This is a genomic window from Dietzia sp. IBK-p2-15D, from assembly GCF_057773105.1.
The window spans coordinates 13858-30662 of sequence record NZ_JBYMTK010000006.1; the positions used below are offsets into that span (position 1 = coordinate 13858).

Sequence of the window (16805 nt, forward strand, 5' to 3'; positions counted from 1 at the left end):
GACCGGTGTGGCCGCCCGGCCGACCGGCCGGTCAGCCGGCCTCGGCCGCGTCGACGGCCCGGGCGTCCAGAGCCCGGACCATGTCGGCGGTCTGCTCGGCGATGATCCGCCGGAGGGCCGACGGGTGGGTCTCGTCCGCGACGACCTGCTCGAAACGCTCGACGGTGTCGCGGTCCACCGCCCAGGACGGGAAGAGCCCCTCGGCGACGGTCTGGGCGAGATCGCCGGGTCGTGCCCTCCACAGCGCAGTGACGTTGTCCAGGTAGCGCTCGCAGAGGCCGGTGAGCAGGTGCTCCTGACCGGGCAGGTCGACACCCAGGAGCGTGGCGCGCACGATCGCGTTGGTGGGGGCGTCGGCACCGGTCTCCAGCAGCAGCTGCTCGGCCTCCTCCTTGGCTCCGACGGTGGGGCGGGCGGCACGCGCGGTGGCGGCCCGCCGGGCTCCGCCGGCGGTGTCGTCGGTGGCCAGTTCCGCCTCGATGCGGTCGGTGTCCGCGGCGCCGGCGGCGACCAGCGCGGTGAGCACGGTCCAGCGTAGGTCCGTGTCGACGACGAGGCCGGGCAGTCCCGCCTCGTCGGCTCCGGCGTCGAGGAGCGTGGCGAGCACGCGCCCCTGATCGACACCGATGGGGCAGGCGCACAGGGCGGTGAGGAACGCCAGCTGGTGATCGGACCCCGCCTCGGCGTCGCGGGCCGCGGTGAGCATGGCCGCGGAGAACGTCTTCCAGCCGGTGGCGGCGGCCCAGTCCGGGTCGGCGTACCGGGCCAGGGCTGTCTGGGCCTGGGTGAGCACCCTCTGCACCACGCCGATGTGGGACTCACGCGGCACGGCCCGGGCCACGACCTCGACGAACCGGCGGGCCGGCAGGCGCCCCTCCCGCGTCATCTCCCACAGTGCGGACCAGCACAGCGTCCGCGCCAGCGGGTCCGCGACGTCCTCGAGCGACTCCAGGACGGTGGCCAGGGACCGCTCGTCGAGCCGGACCGAGCAGTAGGTCAGGTCGTCGTCGTTGGGCAGGATCAGATCGGGCACGTGCTGCCCGGCGAGCGAGGCGACGGGCGTCCGCTCGCCGGAGATGTCCAGCTCGGCCCGTTCGGTGCGCACGATCGCACCGGACCCGTCGCGGCTGTACAGGCCCACGCCGAGCCGGTGGGTGCGCAGCTCGCCGGCGCCCGGGGACGCCGGGCCCTGGACCACGGTCAGGTCGTCGATCGTGCGGGAGTCGCCACCTGTCGTGACCTCGACGGAGATCGGGTTGATGCCGGTCGTGCGCAGCCACTGGTCGGCCCAGCCCGACAGGTCGCGCCCCGACGATGCCTCCAGTGCGGAGAGCAGGTCGTCGAACCGGGCGTTACCGAAGGCGTGGTCGGCGAAGTACGCGCGCAGACCGGCCAGGAACGGCTCGCGACCGACATAGCCTACGAGCTGCTTGAGTACCGAGGCGCCCTTGGCGTAGGTGATCCCGTCGAAGTTCGTCTCCACCGTCTCCAGGTCGGTCATGTCCGCGGCGACGGGGTGTGTGGAGGGCAGCTGGTCCTGGCGGTACGCCCACGACTTCTCCACGATCGCGAAGGTCGTCCAGGCGTCCGTGTACTGCGTCGCGTCGACCTGGGCCAGCACCGAGGCGAACGTGGCGAAGGATTCGTTGAGCCACAGGTCGTCCCACCAGAACATGGTCACCAGATCGCCGAACCACATGTGGGCCATCTCGTGCAGGATCGTCTCGTTGCGCCGTTCGTAGCGGTAGCCGGTGGCCCGGGAGCGGAAGACGTAGTCCTCGAGGAACGTCACGGCACCGGCGTTCTCCATGGCACCGGCGTTGAACTCTGGGACGAATATCTGGTCGTACTTGCCGAACGCGTACGGCAGGCCGAACTCACGGTGGTAGAAGCCGAAGCCCTCCTTGGTCTCGGCGAACAGGCGTTCCGAGTCGAGGAACTCCGCCAGCGACGCCCGGCACAGCAGGCGTAGAGGAATGGTGCCGTGCTCGTCGGTGTAGGCGTCCTCCACCACGTGGTACGGGCCCGCGATGAGGGCGACGAGGTACGTCGACATGATCTCGGTGGGGGCGAAGCGGTGCACCACGCCACCGCCGGGGGCCGGGGACTCCTGGGCCGGGGTGTTGGCCACCACCACCCACTGCTCGGGCGCGGTCACCGTCAGGGTGTAGCGGGCTTTGAGGTCGGGCTGGTCGAAGCAGGCGAACACCCGCTTGGCGTCCGCCGTCTCGAACTGCGAGTAGAGATAGACCTCCCCGTCGGCCGGTTCGACCATCCGGTGCAGGCCCTCACCGGTGGTGGTGTACGCCAGATCGGCGTCCACGATCAGCTCATTGTTCTCCTGCAGGTCGGGCAGGGTGATGCCGTCCTCGTCGTCGTACCGCTCGTCGCCGGGGGCCGGGAACAGTTCCCGGCCGTTCAGGGTCGCCGACCGGATCACGGCCGCGCGGAGGTCGATGAAGGTCTCCGCACCCGGACGCGAGCAGGAGAACCGCACCACGGTGCGCGAACGGAAGGTGTCGGTCCCGGGACTGCCGTGGCCGTCGGTGAGATCGATCTCCACGTCGTACGACTCGACGGCGAGCAGTTCCGACCGGGCGGCGGCGTCGGCGCGGGTGAGGTTGAGCGAGCGCATCGGTGAGGACCTCGGTTCGGTGGGGGTTCGGCTACCGCACCAGTCCTACCACCCGGCGGGGAGCCGAGGCGGCCGCAGTGGCGGCGGCCGCCGGAGACGGGGAGGATGGGGTCATGACATCAACTACCCGGTCCGCCACCCGCTCCGTCGACTTCTGGTTCGACCCCCTGTGCCCCTTCGCCTGGGTGACCAGCCGGTGGATCCTCGAGGTCGAGAAGGTCCGCGACATCGAGTTGACCTGGAACGTCATGAGCCTGTCCGTGCTCAACGACGGCCGCGACCTGCCCGAGGAGTACATGGAGAAGATGAAGCTCGGCTGGGGCCCGGTGCGTGTGGCGATCGCGGCAGCCAAGCGACACGGCGACGATGTCCTCGGCACGCTCTACACCGAGCTCGGGACCCGCATCCACGACCAGGATCGCGGCATCGATGACCCCACCGTGATCACCGAGGCGCTCGAGGCAGCCGGCCTGGACGCCGACCTCGCCGCCGCAGCGGGGTCCGATGAGTACGACGACGAGCTGCGCGCCTCGCACCACCGCGGCATGGACCCGGTCGGCGACGAGGTCGGCACCCCGGTCCTGCATGTCGACGGCACCGCCTTCTTCGGGCCCGTCCTGACCCGCATCCCGCGCGGCGAGGACGCCGGGAAGGTCTTCGACGGCGCCGCGCTGCTCGCGGACTTCCCGTATTTCTTCGAGCTCAAGCGCAGCCGCACCGAGGCGCCGCAGTTCGGATGACGCGGCGTTCCGGATGAGTCGCCGCTGAACTCGCGGGGTTTGCCTCGCTCACTTCACGTCGACGTAGAAGTTCCAATCGGTACTGTCCCAGGTCACCGTCACGAGCAAGTCGATCGTCCCGCGAGAGACAGATCTGGCAGGTGCGGTACAGCGCACCACGTCCCCGGAACGGAAGGTGCTGTCGGGGCACCTGATCAGGGAGGTGACGACCGCCGCACCGGTTCGCGAGGTGAGTTGGTCCCGGAGCGCGCGTTGAACCTCGCGCCCGTCAATGGTCTTTCCGGAATCCCTGCTAATCAAAAGTGGGATCAACAAGATAATGCCGATGATCAGTACTGCCGCTGCGGACAACGTTGCGATGACCTGGGGCTTGGGGCTGTTGTGCAGTTGACCAGCCCAGAGTGACTTCGGATCGGAAATTGATCCCATGCCTTCTTCTCCCACCCCAGAGTCTGTCGAGACGACGGTTGCCGCAAGCGTGTTGAACTCTTAAGGTTACCCATCCCGGAAGGCCTCGGCCATGAGCGAGAGGAACTGATGAGTCGCGACGCAGAGTACCTCCGACGAATAAATCGAGGCGTCGGGATCTCCAATGCGATCGGTGTCGCAGGGCTGGCCCAGCAGGCGATGGTGCACGGTGAGCTGAAACAGCTCAGCAGCTCCATCAGTCAGGCGCAGGACGAAGAGCGGGCGTATCGGATGGCGATGTGGCTGCAGACTCCGGATGGTCAGGCGTTTGCGCGCTGGAGGAATGCCGCACTGGACGTCGCTTCGGAGATTATGCGCAGGAGTGATTCGTGGAATGACGCGTGGTCTTCCGAAATCGCGAGGGTGATTCCGAAGGTGGAGCAGGACGCGGTTAGGGAAGACAGCTACACACCACAGCCGCGAAAGGTTCTGGTGCAATCCAAGATCGGGCCCTGGTCTGTTTTTGTTTTCCTGATCGCGGTGCTCGTAATGATGAACTCGTACACCGCTCAGTCACTCATTTTGTTTCTCCTTTCCACGCTCGTGGCGGCGGCGAGCCTCGGAGGGGCTGTGTGGGCGGCTCTCTACCGCGACCACGGTTATATCGCAGCCGAAGCCGAGATCAAGAAGACGCTCGCGACGCGGCGGATCGAGCACTTCGGCATGGATCCGATCGACGAGAGTTCGATGATGCCGACGTGGTCTGTCCGTGCGCAGCATCTTGTTCTGCTGGAGACCATCAAGCGTGTCTTGTCAGATGCCGACGTCGAGTTCCCCGCTCCCGCGAGCCTTCCGGCCCTCGAATTTCCTCAGCTCGTGGAGCCGGACTCGATGGCTCTCGAATCGCACAAGCAGCTGCTTCGCGGCTGGTCGAAGGGTGAGTGACGTCCACTGGTTCGCCCGTGTCGCGCCGTAGTGTCGTGAAGGGATCCCGGCGTGGCACAATCTGCGCCATGCGCATCTACCTGGGGGCGGACCACGCCGGCTTCGAGACCAAGAACGCCATCGCCGAGCACCTGAAGGCCTCCGGGCACGAGGTGGTCGACTGCGGCGCCCACACCTACGACGCCGAGGACGACTACCCGGCCTTCTGCATCGACGCGGCAGCCAAGGTCGTCGCGGACCCGGGCAGCCTCGGGATCGTGCTCGGCGGCTCCGGCAACGGCGAGCAGATCGCGGCCAACAAGGTCCCCGGCGCCCGCTGCGCCCTGGCGTGGAGCGTCGAGACCGCGCGGCTGGCGCGTGAGCACAACAACGCCCAGCTCATCGGCATCGGGGGCCGCATGCACTCGGAGGAGGAGGCGCTCGCGATCGTCGACGCCTTCCTCGACCAGGAGTGGTCGGGGGTCGAGCGTCATCAGCGGCGCATCGACATCCTCGCCGAGTACGAGGCCACCCACGAGGCCCCGCCCGTCCCCGGCGCCTGAGTCCCCGTGCCTGAAGGGCACACCCTCCACCGGCTGGCCCGCCTGCACACCGAGTACTTCGCAGGCGGGCCCGTCAGTGTGTCCAGCCCACAGGGGCGGTTTGCCGACCACGTCGTCGTCGACGGACGGCACCTCGACCGCGCGACGGCCGTCGGCAAGCATCTCTTCCACCACTACGAGGGCGGCCTCGCGGTCCACGTCCACCTGGGGTTGTACGGGTTCTTCGACACGCACCTGGTCCCCGAGGGGCAGGACCCGCCCGCCCCGGTCGGGCAGGTGCGGATGCGGGTGGGCGCGACGGCGGGGGACGGGCCCGCCCACGTCGTCGACCTGCGCGGCCCGACCCGCTGTGAGGTGATCGCCGAGGCGGGCGTCGCAGACGTACGAGATCGGCTGGGCCCGGACCCGCTGGACCCCGCGGCCGATCCCGACCGGGCGTGGGCGCGGATCAGTCGCAGCTCGCGGGCGATCGGCGCACTGCTCATGGACCAGAAGGTGCTTGCCGGCGTCGGCAACGTCTACCGCGCCGAGGTGCTCTTCCGGCACGGGATCAACCCCTTCCTCCCCGGGGTGGAGCTGCGCGAGGAGCAGTTCCGGGCGCTCTGGGACGACCTTGTGGAGCTGATGGAGGTCGGGGTGGAGACCGGCGCCATCCACACGATCCGGCCCGAGCACGACCACGGCGACGTGCCCCGCCGGGGCGCCGATCGACCGCGCAACTACGTCTACCAACGCGACGGCTGGGAGTGCCGGGTGTGCGGGGACGAGATCGCCCTGCAGACGATGGACGCCCGGACGCTCTTCTGGTGCCCGACGTGCCAGGCGGGCCGACGGCGCTGAGGCCGCGGGCTGATCGGACAGGCGCTCGCGCGAGTCGTCGTCCGTGGGAACTCCGGCCGGGAAATCGACGATGCCCCGCCTCGTCAGAGTCTGACGGGGCGGGGCATCCAGTGGAGCGGGTGACGGGAATCGAACCCGCGTAGCCTGCTTGGAAGGCAGGGGCTTTACCATTAAGCTACACCCGCATCGGCAGCCTGACCTGGCGTTTCATCCACGGTCACGCTCACGCCCGGATAACACTACCGGACCGTGGCGACGCTCCCAACTCCCGGCCCGACAAGTCGGAATCGGCGGGCGGATGGCCCTGTCGTACACTGGGCGAGTTGGTTTGCGGCCCGGCGGATGTCCTGTGCATGATCGCGGGATGGTTGGCCGCGCGACTCACCGGGATGTGGCGCAGCTTGGTAGCGCATCCGCTTTGGGAGCGGAGGGTCGCAGGTTCGAATCCTGTCATCCCGACCAGCGGAGCCGAAAGACACGAACCCCACATGACTTCCTAGGAGAACATCACCGTGAAGAGCACTGTCGAGCAGCTCAACCCGACCCGGGTCAAGATCACCGTGGAGGTGCCGTTCGCGGAGCTCGAGCCGGATTTCGCCAAGGCCTACAAGTCGCTCGCCGGCCAGGTCAACATCCCGGGCTTCCGCCCGGGTAAGGCCCCGGCCAAGCTCCTCGAGTCGCGGATCGGTCGCCCGGCGGTCCTCGAGCAGGTCATCAACGACATGATCCCGTCGCGCTACAGCCAGGCCGTCGACGAGCACGAGCTCGTCGTGCTGGCCCAGCCCGAGATCGAGGTGACCAAGCTGGAGGACAACGACGTCGTCGAGTTCACCGCCGAGGTCGACATCCGCCCGGAGATCACCCTGCCGACCTTCGAGGACCTCGAGGTCACCGTCGAGGCCCCCGAGACCGACGAGGCCGCCGTCGACGCGGAGCTGGACAACCTGCGTGCCCGCTTCGGCACCCTCAAGGGCGTCGAGCGCGGCGCCACCACGGGCGACTTCCTCTCGGTGGACCTGGCCGCGACCGTCGACGGCGAGCCCGTCGACGAGGCCTCAACCGAAGGCCTGTCCTACGAGCTCGGCTCGGGCACCCTCGTCGAGGGCCTGGACGACGCGGCGGCGGGTCTCAAGGCCGGCGAGTCCAAGGAGTTCACCTCCTCGCTCGTCGCCGGTGACCACGCCGGCAAGGAGGCGGTCATCACCGTCACCGTGCAGTCCGTCAAGGAGCGCGAGCTGCCCGAGGCCGACGACGAGTTCGCGCAGATGGCCAGCGAGTTCGACACTCTCGACGAGCTCAAGGCAGACCTCACCGAGAAGGTCGCGCAGCAGGCCAAGGCCGGCCTCGCGGGCGAGATCCGCGACAAGGTCCTCGACGCGCTGATGGAGGCCACCGACGTCCCGACCCCGGAGGCGGTCGTCGCCTCCGAGGCCCACGCCCAGATGCACCAGCTCATCGACCAGTTCGGTGGCGACGCGTCGATCCTGGACCAGGCGCTGGCCGCCGAGGGCACCGACCGCGAGACCTTCGAGGCCGAGACCCGTGAAGGCGCCGCCCGCGCCATCCGCAGCCAGCTGCTGCTGGACGCCGTCGCCGAGCAGAACTCGACCGACGTCTCGCAGGAGGAGCTCACCCAGCACATCCTGTTCCAGGCCCAGCGCTACGGCATGGACCCCAACCAGTTCGTGCAGCAGATCCAGCAGGCCGGTCAGCTCGGCTCGCTGTTCTCCGACGTCCGCCGGTCCAAGGCCCTGGCCGACGTGATCGGCAAGGTCACCGTCAAGGACACCGAGGGCAACGTCGTCGACACCAGCGAGTTCTTCGGCACCGTCGAGGCCGACTCCGCCGAGGACGCCGATGAGGCCGGGTCCGACGCCTGATCGTCCCCTGATCGACCCCCGACAGGGCCGGGACCGCACCACGCGGCCCCGGCCCTGTCGTCGTGGCCCCCGCGGACGATGCTGGTGGCCCGACGCTGAGAGCGAACACCCGCCCCGGCGGGACGGTTCCGTCGTCGGTGTTGGTTAGTGTTTGACGTAACGGTTCCCCGGCCACCGGTCGGCCGGGCGCCGCGCTAGCGGTGAAGACGATGAGCGAAGGTAGGTTCCCCGTGGCCCAGAACGGTTCAGCGGCTCAGCCCGGTTCGACGCAGCCCGCACTCAGCTCGCCGGGGTCGCACGGACTCACCCTCGGCGACTCCGTGTACGAGCGCCTCCTGCAGGAGCGGATCATCTTCCTGGGCTCCCAGGTCGACGACGACATCTCCAACCGCCTCTGCGCGCAGATCCTGCTGCTCGCGGCGGAGGACCCCACCCGCGACATCGCGCTGTACATCAACTCGCCCGGTGGTTCCGTGACGGCCGGCATGGCGATCTACGACACGATGCAGTTCGTCGAGTGCGACGTGGCCACCTACGGCATGGGCCTGGCCGCCTCGATGGGTCAGTTCCTGCTGACCGCGGGCACCAAGGGCAAGCGCTACGCCCTGCCGCACGCCAAGATCATGATGCACCAGCCGTCGGCCGGTGTCGGTGGTTCGGCCGCTGACATCGCCATCCAGGCCGAGCAGTACGCCGCCACCAAGCGTGAGATGGCCGAGCTCATCGCCTTCCACACGGGCCAGACGTTCGAGCAGGTCACCGAGGACTCCGACCGTGACCGCTGGTTCTCCGCGGAGGAGGCCAAGGAGTACGGGTTCGTCGATCACGTGATCTCGCGTGCGTCCCAGACGGGCGGGACCTCGCCGTCGTGATCGAGCCCTCCGCCCACGGGAGCGCTCCCGCAGCCCACCCAGCCCCGCACACCACCACGGAGTCACCGATGACCTCAATGCCGACCTCCCGATACATCCTGCCGTCCTTCGTCGAGCACTCCAGCTACGGCGTCAAGGAGTCCAACCCCTACAACAAGCTCTTCGAGGAGCGCATCATCTTCCTGGGCACCCAGGTCGACGACGCCTCGGCGAACGACATCATGGCCCAGCTGCTGGTCCTGGAGGGTCAGGACCCGGACCGCGACATCACCATGTACATCAACTCGCCGGGTGGCTCGTTCACCTCGCTCATGGCGATCTACGACACCATGCAGTACGTGCGGCCGGACATCGTGACGGTCTGCCTCGGCCAGGCCGCGTCGGCCGCCGCCGTGCTGCTCGCGGCGGGCACCAAGGGCAAGCGGGCTGCGCTGCCCAACGCCCGCGTGCTCATCCACCAGCCGGCCACCGGCGGCATCCAGGGCCAGGTCTCCGACCTCGAGATCCAGGCCGCGGAGATCGAGCGGATGCGTCGCCTCATGGAGACCACGCTGGCCCAGCACACCGGGCGCACCGCCGATCAGGTCCGCAAGGACACCGATCGCGACAAGATCCTCACGGCCGCGGAGGCCAAGGACTACGGCATCATCGACACCGTGTTCGACTACCGCAAACTGTCGACGAGCAACTGAGCCGACGGCGGCGCGCCGCTGGGGGTAGCGGTGCGCCGTCGGGTGCAATGAACTGATCTCGCGGGGTCGGCTTTACGGCCGTCGCCGCGTACCGTCGACTACGGGGCGTGACATCGGCGCCCCCGGAATGCGAGGACGTAGAACTCATGGCGCGTGTAGGTGAGAGCGGCGACCTGTTGAAGTGTTCCTTCTGTGGGAAGAGCCAGAAGCAGGTCAAGAAGCTGATCGCCGGTCCCGGCGTCTACATCTGCGACGAGTGCATCGAGCTGTGCAACGAGATCATCGAGTCCGAGGTCGACGATGCGCAGGAGACGGGTCCGGACACGCTGCCCAAGCCGTCCGAGATCCACGCGTTCCTGGACGAGTATGTGGTGGGGCAGGACGCCGCCAAGCGGAACCTGGCGGTGGCCGTCTACAACCACTACAAGCGCATCCGGGTGGGGGCCTCCCTCGGCCGCGGCGACGGTGTCGAGTTGGCCAAGTCCAACATCCTCATGCTGGGACCCACCGGCTGTGGCAAGACGTACCTCGCCCAGACGTTGGCCAAGATGCTCAACGTGCCCTTCGCGATCGCGGACGCCACCGCGCTGACCGAGGCCGGTTACGTGGGCGAGGATGTGGAAAACATCCTCCTCAAGCTCATCCAGGCCGCGGACTTCGACACCAAGCGTGCCGAGATGGGCATCATCTACATCGACGAGGTCGACAAGATCGCCCGCAAGGCCGAGAACCCGTCGATCACCCGGGACGTCTCCGGTGAGGGCGTCCAGCAGGCGCTGCTGAAGATCCTCGAGGGCACGCAGGCGTCGGTGCCGCCGCAGGGCGGCCGCAAGCACCCGCACCAGGAGTTCATCCAGATCGACACGTCCAACGTGTTGTTCATCGTGGCCGGTGCCTTCCAGGGCCTGGAGAAGATCGTCGGCGACCGCGTGGGTCGCAAGGGGATGGGTTTCGGGTCCGAGGTCGCCAGCAAGAAGGATCTCGACACGACCGACAACTTCAGCGAGGTCATGCCGGAGGACCTGGTGAAGTACGGGTTGATCCCCGAGTTCATCGGCCGCCTGCCCGTCGTGGCGACCGTGACGAGCCTGGACCGCGAGGCCCTGGTCAACATCCTCTCCGAGCCCAAGAACGCGCTGGTCAAGCAGTACGCCCGGCTGTTCGAGATGGACGGTGTCGAGCTGGAGTTCACCGAGGACGCCCTCGAGGCCGTGGCCGACCAGGCGATCCTGCGGGGGACCGGTGCCCGTGGCCTGCGCGCCATCATGGAGGAGGTCCTCCTGCCGGTCATGTACGACATCCCCGGGCGCGATGACGTCGCCCGCGTGGTGGTCACCGGTGAGACGGTCCGCGACAACGTCCTGCCGACGATCGTCCCCTTCTCCGACGAGGAGTTGCGCGAGCGTTCCGCCTGACACCGGACCCGTGAGAAGGCCCCCGCCACTCGGCGGGGGCCTTCTGTCGTCTCCGGCCCGGGTGGGCGCCGGGTCAGACCGCCGCGCGCCGCTCGAGCAGCGCCGAGACGGCCATCCCCAGCACGATGCCCCAGAACGGCGCCGAGATCCCGAGCAGCGAGACGTCCGCGACGGTGACGAGCAGACACACGAGCGGTCCGAGTGCCCGGTCGGTCCGGAACGCGGTGACGAACGCCGACTGCAGCGGCGCGAGCATCGCCAACCCGCCGAGGGCCGCGATGAACGCCGCGGGCGTGCCGAGGATGAGCCCGACGAAGGCCGGGGAGAAGACGCCCACCACCAGGGCCAGGCCGCCGTTGGCGATCGCGGCGGCGTAGTGGCGGTCGCGCTCACCGGAGGAGACGAGCAGGGCGTTCGTCGGTCCGGTCAGGCACGTCGAGACCGCGCCGACCGCCGAGACCAGCAGGGACCAGACGCCGCACGCCACCGCGCACGCCGAGACCGGGGGGTGGTGGCCCTTCGCGCGCAGGACCGCGATGCCCTGACCGTTCTGCACCACGAGGACGGTGATGGCCAGTGGCACGACCAGCTCGGCGATCGCCCGGAGGGTGAACTCCGGGGCCTGCAGCATGGGGGCGGCGATCAGTCCGTCGTCGAGCACGCCGCGCGACAGCCCACCGGACAGGACCACGGCGACGATCCCCACGACCATCGCGGCCAGGATGGGCGGTACCACCCTGGCCAGGCGGGGGACGGCGCCGACGACGAGGAACGCGATCGCCATCGGCAGGGCCACCGCGACGGAGGCCCACACGGCCTCGACCAGTCCCAGCCCGAACCGGAGGAACACCCCGGCGACCATCGCCATGATGATCGGCATGGGGATCCAGTCCATGAGCCGGCGGGCCAGGCCGGTCAGCCCGACCAGCAGGATCAGCACCCCGGTCACGACGTAGGCCCCTAGGACCTCCGACCACCGCAGGTGCCCGAGTGAGTTGCCCACGATCACGGTGCCCGGGATGGTCCAGAAGAACGCCAGCGGCGTGCGGTAGGCCCAGCTCATGATGATGGTGAGCAGTCCGTTGGCGAAGAACACGCCGAAGATCCACGAGGACAACTGTGCGGGGGACAGGTCGCCCTGCCCACCGGCGGCGAGGATGACGGCGACGGGGCCGGTCGCCGAGAACACGAGCGCGATCAGCGCGTTGGCGAACTCGCGGGGGCCGAGGTCGGCGAGCACCCGGCGGGGCGAGGGGCGCGCCACCGGGGCGGAGTCGCGTCGGCGGCCGCGCGCGGGCGGCTGGCCGGTCGCGGTCGGGTCGGCGGGGCGGACGGTGGTGTCGTCCGGGGTTCCGTTGCTCACAGGTCTCCCGTGGGGTCGGGGTCGGTACGCAGGGAATCGATACGGGGCGAGTCGGTACGGAAGGGCTCGCTGCTGCGGGAGACGTGGGCGGCCAGTTCCGTGCGACCGCTCACTCCGAGCTTCGAGTAGATGCGGGTCAGGTGGTACTGGACGGTCTTGACCGACAGGAACAACTCCTCGGCCGCCTGGGCGTTGGTCCGGCCCGCGGCGACGAGCGTCGCGACCGCACTCTCCTGGGGCGTCAGGGTGCTGTTGCCCCCTGTCCTGGCCACGTCCACGCCGCCCGCGCGGCGTTCGCGATCGCACCGCTCCACGTAGGCGCGGGCCCCCAGTTGCTCGTAGATGTCGCGGGCGGTACCCAGCGCGAGGTGCGCCTCCCGGCGCCGGCCGGCCCTGCGCAGGGTCTGCCCGTAGCCGAAGTGCATGCGTGCCGAGTAGTAGGGCATGGCCAGGCCGTCGAGGTGGTCGAGACTGCGGCGGAAGATCCGGTTGCACTCGTCCACGTCCCCGCGCACCGCGGCGACCCGGGCGCGCACCGCCCCGAGCCGGGCGAGGGTGGAACGGTGGCCCTGGCGCTCGGCGCGGGCCTCGGCGGGACCGATGAGGTCCTCCGCCTCGTCGAGCCGACCCGCGAGGACGAGAGCGTGGGAGTACAGGTCGTGCCACGGCCAGTACCCGGGCTGATCGATGTCGAGCTCGCGGGACAGGGCCACCAGGGGCTCGGCGGCCAGACGCACGGACGTGTAGTCACCGGACGAGGCCGCCACCTGCATCCGCGCCATCGCCGACGGGATGACCTGGACCGGGTAGGCGTCGGCGCTGGTCGTGAGATTGCGCAGGTGGGCGGCCGCCCCGAGGTGGTCACCCCGCATGGACCGGATGACGGCGCCGGGCCAGTGCACGACCGGGGCCAGCAGGTCCAGTTCGAGATCGTCGACCCTGCGGGCGGCGGTGTCCACCACCCGCAGGGCGTCATCCCAGTCGCCGCGCAGCAGGAGCGTGCGGGCGAGCCACGCCTGGGCCCAGATGGAGATGCGTGCGGAGCCCGAGACGTCCGCCGTGGGGACGGCGGACCCCAGGTGCCGGCGGGCGGTCTCCAGGTCGTCGCGAGCCAGGGCGATCCACCCCGCCGCCATCTCGAAGCGCTGGGCCACGGCCGGCGCGAGACCGGCGAGCCGGTCATCGACGGCGGGGGACGCGTCGGGACCGCCCGCGCCCTCGATCGCGCGGCCCAGCATCTCGATGGCCCGGGCCTCCTCGAACTCGGGTTGGTCCGGGCGCCCGCTGCCGGTGACCACCCGTGTCCAGTGGCGGATGCGGGTCGGTCGCCACTCGCACAGGGAGTGGACGACGAACTTCTGGGCCAGGGCGACCGGGTCCGCGGCGGGAGAACCCGGGACGCCGCCCTCGCGGGCGGCGAGGGCGCGGTCGAGCAGGACCTGGGCCTCCCCGGCGTGCCCGAGGTGCACCGCGAGGGATCCCAGCACGGCGTCCCGCCGGGGATCCGACCGAACCCGCTCCAGCCCCTGGGCCAGTGATCGGGCCTCGCTGATCCGGCCCGCGTTGATGAGTGCGTCGACCCCGTCGATGTGCAGGTCGCGGGCGCGGTCGCCGTCCGGGGTGAGCGCCGCCGCGGTGAGGTAGGCGTGGCCGGCCGAGCTCCATCGACCGGCGCGGGCGTGCACGAGCGCGCGGGCGCGCAGCGTCTCGGACAGGTCCGCATCGGGCCCCGTCGACGCGGAGGCGCGGTGGTCGAGCGCGCCGTCGACGTCGTCGGCGGCCTCGGCGACGCGGCCGGCCAGCGCATGCAGGTGGAGCAGTTCGCTGGGCGGTACGCCGCGCAGGACCGCCGTCCGCAACAGTGGGGAGCGGAACCGGACGGTCGCGGCGCCGGGGGAGAGGTCCACCTGGGCCAGGTCCGCCGTGTGGGCGGCGTCCAGGGCGGCGGACACGAGCGCGGGGCCGGGGACGGTCCCGCCCCGCGCGGAGATGAGCGCGGTCAGCGACTCGAGCGTGACGGGGGGAGACAGGACGGCGGCAGCCTCGATGACCTCCCGCTGTCCGGGCACCATCGCGGCGAGCAGGGCCGCCGTCTCCCGCTCGACGGAGGCGGGCAGCGGCGGAACGGAGAAGGGGGCGATCCACCACGAGTCGGGTGCCTGATCGGCGACCGTCGCGACGGCACCCGCCTCGCCGCCCGTGTAGTCCAGTAGACGCCGGGCCGCCGCCGCGGACGGTTCGCGCCCGGTCCGGGTCGCGACGAGCGTCCGGATCTCGGACTGGTCCAGGGCTCCCAGCCGCACCGTCTCGCGGGCCAGTTCCGCGCACAGTTCGGCGGAGGGACCGTGCGCGGGGCTGCCGAGGGTCAGCACGAGCATGACGGAGGCCCGGCCGGCCGCCTCCACCGCGGAGGCCAGGACACGCAGGGAGTCGGGATCGGAGTACTCGGCGTCGTCGATCACCACCACCGCGCCGGGGCCGGCGGTGACGAACGCCCGGGCCAGGGCCTCGACGAGCACGACGTCACCGACCGGCCCGGCCGTCTCTGCGGCCCCCGCTGCCCCGGCGACCCCGGCCGTCTCTGCGGCCCCTGCGCGACGTGGGGGTTCGGTGTCGGGCCGGGGCAGGCGCTCGAGGACCCGGGCGGCCACGACGAGCTTCGTGTCCTTCTCCCACGGCAGCGCCCGCACGAGCACCGAGGTGACCCCGGCGAGTTCGGCGACCACGGAATCGACGAGGTGGCTCTTGCCCCCACCGTCGGCGGCGGTGACCAGCACGGTCGTCGACCGCTTGCCCGCCACCGCGCCGTGGATCGAGTGGAGACGATCCGCGGCGCGGTGGTGACCGTAGCGGGGGACGGGGTGGGCGAAGGTCATGCGGTCAGCGTAGATCCGACCCGGCGTGCTCGACCGGTTCCGCGGCGACGGGCTCCCCGGCTCCCTCCCCGGCCACCGCTGTGGCCGGCGGGTCGAAGTCCAGCGGCGTGATCTCGTCGGGGACCGCGACGGGCTCGGACTGGGCGGGTGAGCGGGGCACGGCCAGGGTCAGGGCGGCGCCGGCGAGGGCGATCCCGCCGAACACGAGGAAGGAGGTGTCGGCCTCCAGTCCGGCGGCGACGAGGAATCCGCCGATGACGGGACCGAGGATGCCGCCGAGGCGTCCGAACCCCGCGCACCACGCCACACCCGCGGCGCGTGCGCCCGTCTCGTAGTAGTTGGAGACGAACCCGTACAGCAGGACCTGCGTGCCGATCGTGCCCATGCCGGCAGCCGCGACCAGGGCGACGACCAGGACGAACGGTGGGGACACGGTGATGGCGACCAGGGCCAGCGTGGCCAGGACGAAGGAGCAGGCGACGATCACGCGCGGCCCGTGCCGGTCGGCGAGCCACGAGGCCGCGAGACCGCCCACGATCGCGCCGCCGTTGAGGACGAGCAGGAAGCCGAGGGAGCTCTTGGCGTCGATGCCGTAGTTCTCCATGATCGTCGGCAGCCAGGTGTTGAGGCCGTAGGTGAGCAGCAGGCCGGCGAAGCTCATGAACCCCAGGAGCAGGGTGCCGAGGCGGTAGTCGGGGGACAGCAGGGCGGCGAAGCCGGTGCGGGCGACCACCTTGTCGTCGTCGTGGTCATCGCGAGGCGTCGTGTCGGCGGTGAGGGGCGCGCCCGGCGCCGCGGCCATCTCGAGCGGCAGGCCCCTGCTGGCGCACACCTCGGCGGCCTGGCGGGTGCGGCCGCGGGAGGCCAGCCACCGCGGGGACTCGGGGAGTGCGAACCAGGCGTAGGGAAGGACCAGCACCAGCGGGACGGCGCCGATGAGGAACAGGCCGCGCCATCCGATGTGGTCCCGCAGCACCATGGCCAGCGCGGAGGCCAGGACACCGCCGGCGGGGATCCCGCTGTAGACGACCGCGTTGAACAGGTTGCGACGCCCGGCGGGGGCGAACTCGGCGATGATCGCACCGGCAGTGGCGACGATGGCGCCGATCCCCAGCCCGGTGAGCAGGCGCAGGACGCCGAACGTGGTGATGTCGCGGGCGAACGCGGTGGCGGCCATCCCGACGGAGAACCAGGCGATGGCGCCGAGCATGATCCGGCGTCGGCCGATGCGGTCACCGACCGCGCCGGCGGTGAGGGCGCCGATCATCACTCCGACGAGGGCGTACGAGCCGAGTGCGCCGGCCTGAGCCGCGCCGAGGGCGCCGATCTGGGTGGGGTCGGCCATGAGGGTGGGCAGGACGGCGCCGTAGACGACGAGGTCGTAGCCGTCGAAGAGGATGGCGAGCGCCACCACGGCGAGGACACCGTAGACCGTGCGGCGGTGGGCGGGGGACTCCCACACATCGGGGGCGGGGGCGGTCCTCCCGGGCGGGCTGGAGGGGACGGGGCGGCTGGAGGGCGCAGGGGTGCTCGAGGACACGGAATGGCTCCGTTCGGTGGGGGGGGGGCAGGGCGTTCAGCCCGGGGTGGCAGGCGG

13 protein-coding genes and 2 tRNA genes are annotated in these 16805 nt (G+C 70.4%); 9 read left to right on the forward strand and 6 right to left on the reverse strand.

All coding sequences use genetic code 11. From position 1 onward, the window contains the following. Positions 1-31 precede the first annotated feature (31 nt). The gene (gene pepN / locus AC3DEV_RS09475) at positions 32-2635 is read right to left on the reverse strand and encodes an aminopeptidase N (RefSeq protein ID WP_488371939.1); all 2604 of its coding nucleotides are present in this window, start codon (positions 2633-2635) and stop codon (positions 32-34) included. Positions 2636-2748: 113 nt separating this feature from the next. Between pepN and AC3DEV_RS09480 the strand changes: the two genes are divergently transcribed. Next, a complete protein-coding gene (locus tag AC3DEV_RS09480; RefSeq protein WP_488371940.1) occupies positions 2749-3375 on the forward strand; it encodes a mycothiol-dependent nitroreductase Rv2466c family protein in 627 nt (208 codons plus the stop codon). Positions 3376-3423: 48 nt separating this feature from the next. Here AC3DEV_RS09480 and AC3DEV_RS09485 read toward each other — a convergent pair whose 3' ends face one another. Further along, positions 3424-3804: a hypothetical protein gene (locus AC3DEV_RS09485; protein ID WP_488371941.1), complete on the reverse strand. Its 381-nt coding sequence runs from the start codon at positions 3802-3804 to the stop codon at positions 3424-3426. Positions 3805-3912: 108 nt separating this feature from the next. Between AC3DEV_RS09485 and AC3DEV_RS09490 the strand changes: the two genes are divergently transcribed. From AC3DEV_RS09490 to AC3DEV_RS09500, 3 genes are all read left to right on the forward strand, one after another. Continuing rightward, positions 3913-4728, forward strand: a complete 816-nt coding sequence (locus AC3DEV_RS09490; RefSeq protein ID WP_488371942.1) for a hypothetical protein — start codon at positions 3913-3915, stop codon at positions 4726-4728. 68 nt (positions 4729-4796) lie between these two features. Beyond that, complete coding sequence (locus AC3DEV_RS09495; RefSeq protein ID WP_096905799.1) at positions 4797-5270, forward strand: ribose-5-phosphate isomerase; 474 nt, start codon at positions 4797-4799, stop codon at positions 5268-5270. A gap of 6 nt (positions 5271-5276) precedes the next feature. Beyond that, entirely contained in the window at positions 5277-6110 is an 834-nt protein-coding gene (locus AC3DEV_RS09500) for an Fpg/Nei family DNA glycosylase (protein ID WP_488371943.1), read from the forward strand. Positions 6111-6221: 111 nt separating this feature from the next. Here AC3DEV_RS09500 and AC3DEV_RS09505 read toward each other — a convergent pair. Beyond that, positions 6222-6295: transfer RNA gene (locus tag AC3DEV_RS09505), tRNA-Gly, on the reverse strand. Between the two features lie 200 nt (positions 6296-6495). Here AC3DEV_RS09505 and AC3DEV_RS09510 point away from each other — a divergent pair. From AC3DEV_RS09510 to clpX, 5 genes are all read left to right on the forward strand, one after another. Then, positions 6496-6572: transfer RNA gene (locus AC3DEV_RS09510), tRNA-Pro, on the forward strand. Between the two features lie 50 nt (positions 6573-6622). Then, the gene (gene tig, locus AC3DEV_RS09515; protein ID WP_488371944.1) at positions 6623-7990 is read left to right on the forward strand and encodes a trigger factor; all 1368 of its coding nucleotides are present in this window, start codon (positions 6623-6625) and stop codon (positions 7988-7990) included. A gap of 209 nt (positions 7991-8199) precedes the next feature. After that, positions 8200-8862, forward strand: a complete 663-nt coding sequence (locus AC3DEV_RS09520; RefSeq protein ID WP_119192410.1) for an ATP-dependent Clp protease proteolytic subunit — start codon at positions 8200-8202, stop codon at positions 8860-8862. Between the two features lie 68 nt (positions 8863-8930). Next, on the forward strand, positions 8931-9554 hold the full coding sequence (locus AC3DEV_RS09525) for an ATP-dependent Clp protease proteolytic subunit (RefSeq protein ID WP_119192402.1): 624 nt from the start codon (positions 8931-8933) through the stop codon (positions 9552-9554). 146 nt (positions 9555-9700) lie between these two features. Then, positions 9701-10969 carry an ATP-dependent Clp protease ATP-binding subunit ClpX gene (clpX, locus tag AC3DEV_RS09530; RefSeq protein ID WP_096905794.1) on the forward strand — a complete coding sequence of 423 codons (1269 nt, stop codon included), beginning with the start codon at positions 9701-9703 and terminating at the stop codon, positions 10967-10969. A gap of 73 nt (positions 10970-11042) precedes the next feature. On the opposite strand, the gene AC3DEV_RS09535 is transcribed toward clpX, so the two are convergent. Genes AC3DEV_RS09535 through AC3DEV_RS09545 form a run of 3 tightly spaced genes read right to left on the reverse strand, consistent with a single transcriptional unit; the run spans position 11043 to position 16670 of the window. Then, on the reverse strand, positions 11043-12332 hold the full coding sequence (locus tag AC3DEV_RS09535; RefSeq protein ID WP_488371945.1) for a benzoate/H(+) symporter BenE family transporter: 1290 nt from the start codon (positions 12330-12332) through the stop codon (positions 11043-11045). Then, positions 12329-15208, reverse strand: coding sequence for a helix-turn-helix transcriptional regulator (locus AC3DEV_RS09540; protein WP_488371946.1), 2880 nt, complete (start codon positions 15206-15208; stop codon positions 12329-12331). Before AC3DEV_RS09540 ends, AC3DEV_RS09535 begins: the two co-directional genes overlap by 4 nt. Before the next feature lie 4 nt (positions 15209-15212). Continuing rightward, positions 15213-16670 carry an MFS transporter gene (locus AC3DEV_RS09545; RefSeq protein ID WP_488372055.1) on the reverse strand — a complete coding sequence of 486 codons (1458 nt, stop codon included), beginning with the start codon at positions 16668-16670 and terminating at the stop codon, positions 15213-15215. Positions 16671-16805 lie beyond the last annotated feature (135 nt).

Excerpts from the sequence above, each read along its gene's own strand:
- pepN (WP_488371939.1), bottom strand. The coding sequence starts at position 2,635 with ATGCGCTCGCTCAACCTCACCCGCGCCGACGCCGCCGCCCGGTCGGAA.
- AC3DEV_RS09540 (WP_488371946.1), bottom strand. The coding sequence starts at position 15,208 with ATGACCTTCGCCCACCCCGTCCCCCGCTACGGTCACCACCGCGCCGCG.
- AC3DEV_RS09520 (WP_119192410.1), top strand. The coding sequence starts at position 8,200 with ATGAGCGAAGGTAGGTTCCCCGTGGCCCAGAACGGTTCAGCGGCTCAG.
- AC3DEV_RS09490 (WP_488371942.1), top strand. The coding sequence starts at position 3,913 with ATGAGTCGCGACGCAGAGTACCTCCGACGAATAAATCGAGGCGTCGGG.
- AC3DEV_RS09480 (WP_488371940.1), top strand. The coding sequence starts at position 2,749 with ATGACATCAACTACCCGGTCCGCCACCCGCTCCGTCGACTTCTGGTTC.
- AC3DEV_RS09525 (WP_119192402.1), top strand. The coding sequence starts at position 8,931 with ATGACCTCAATGCCGACCTCCCGATACATCCTGCCGTCCTTCGTCGAG.
- AC3DEV_RS09485 (WP_488371941.1), bottom strand. The coding sequence starts at position 3,804 with ATGGGATCAATTTCCGATCCGAAGTCACTCTGGGCTGGTCAACTGCAC.
- AC3DEV_RS09495 (WP_096905799.1), top strand. The coding sequence starts at position 4,797 with ATGCGCATCTACCTGGGGGCGGACCACGCCGGCTTCGAGACCAAGAAC.
- clpX (WP_096905794.1), top strand. The coding sequence starts at position 9,701 with ATGGCGCGTGTAGGTGAGAGCGGCGACCTGTTGAAGTGTTCCTTCTGT.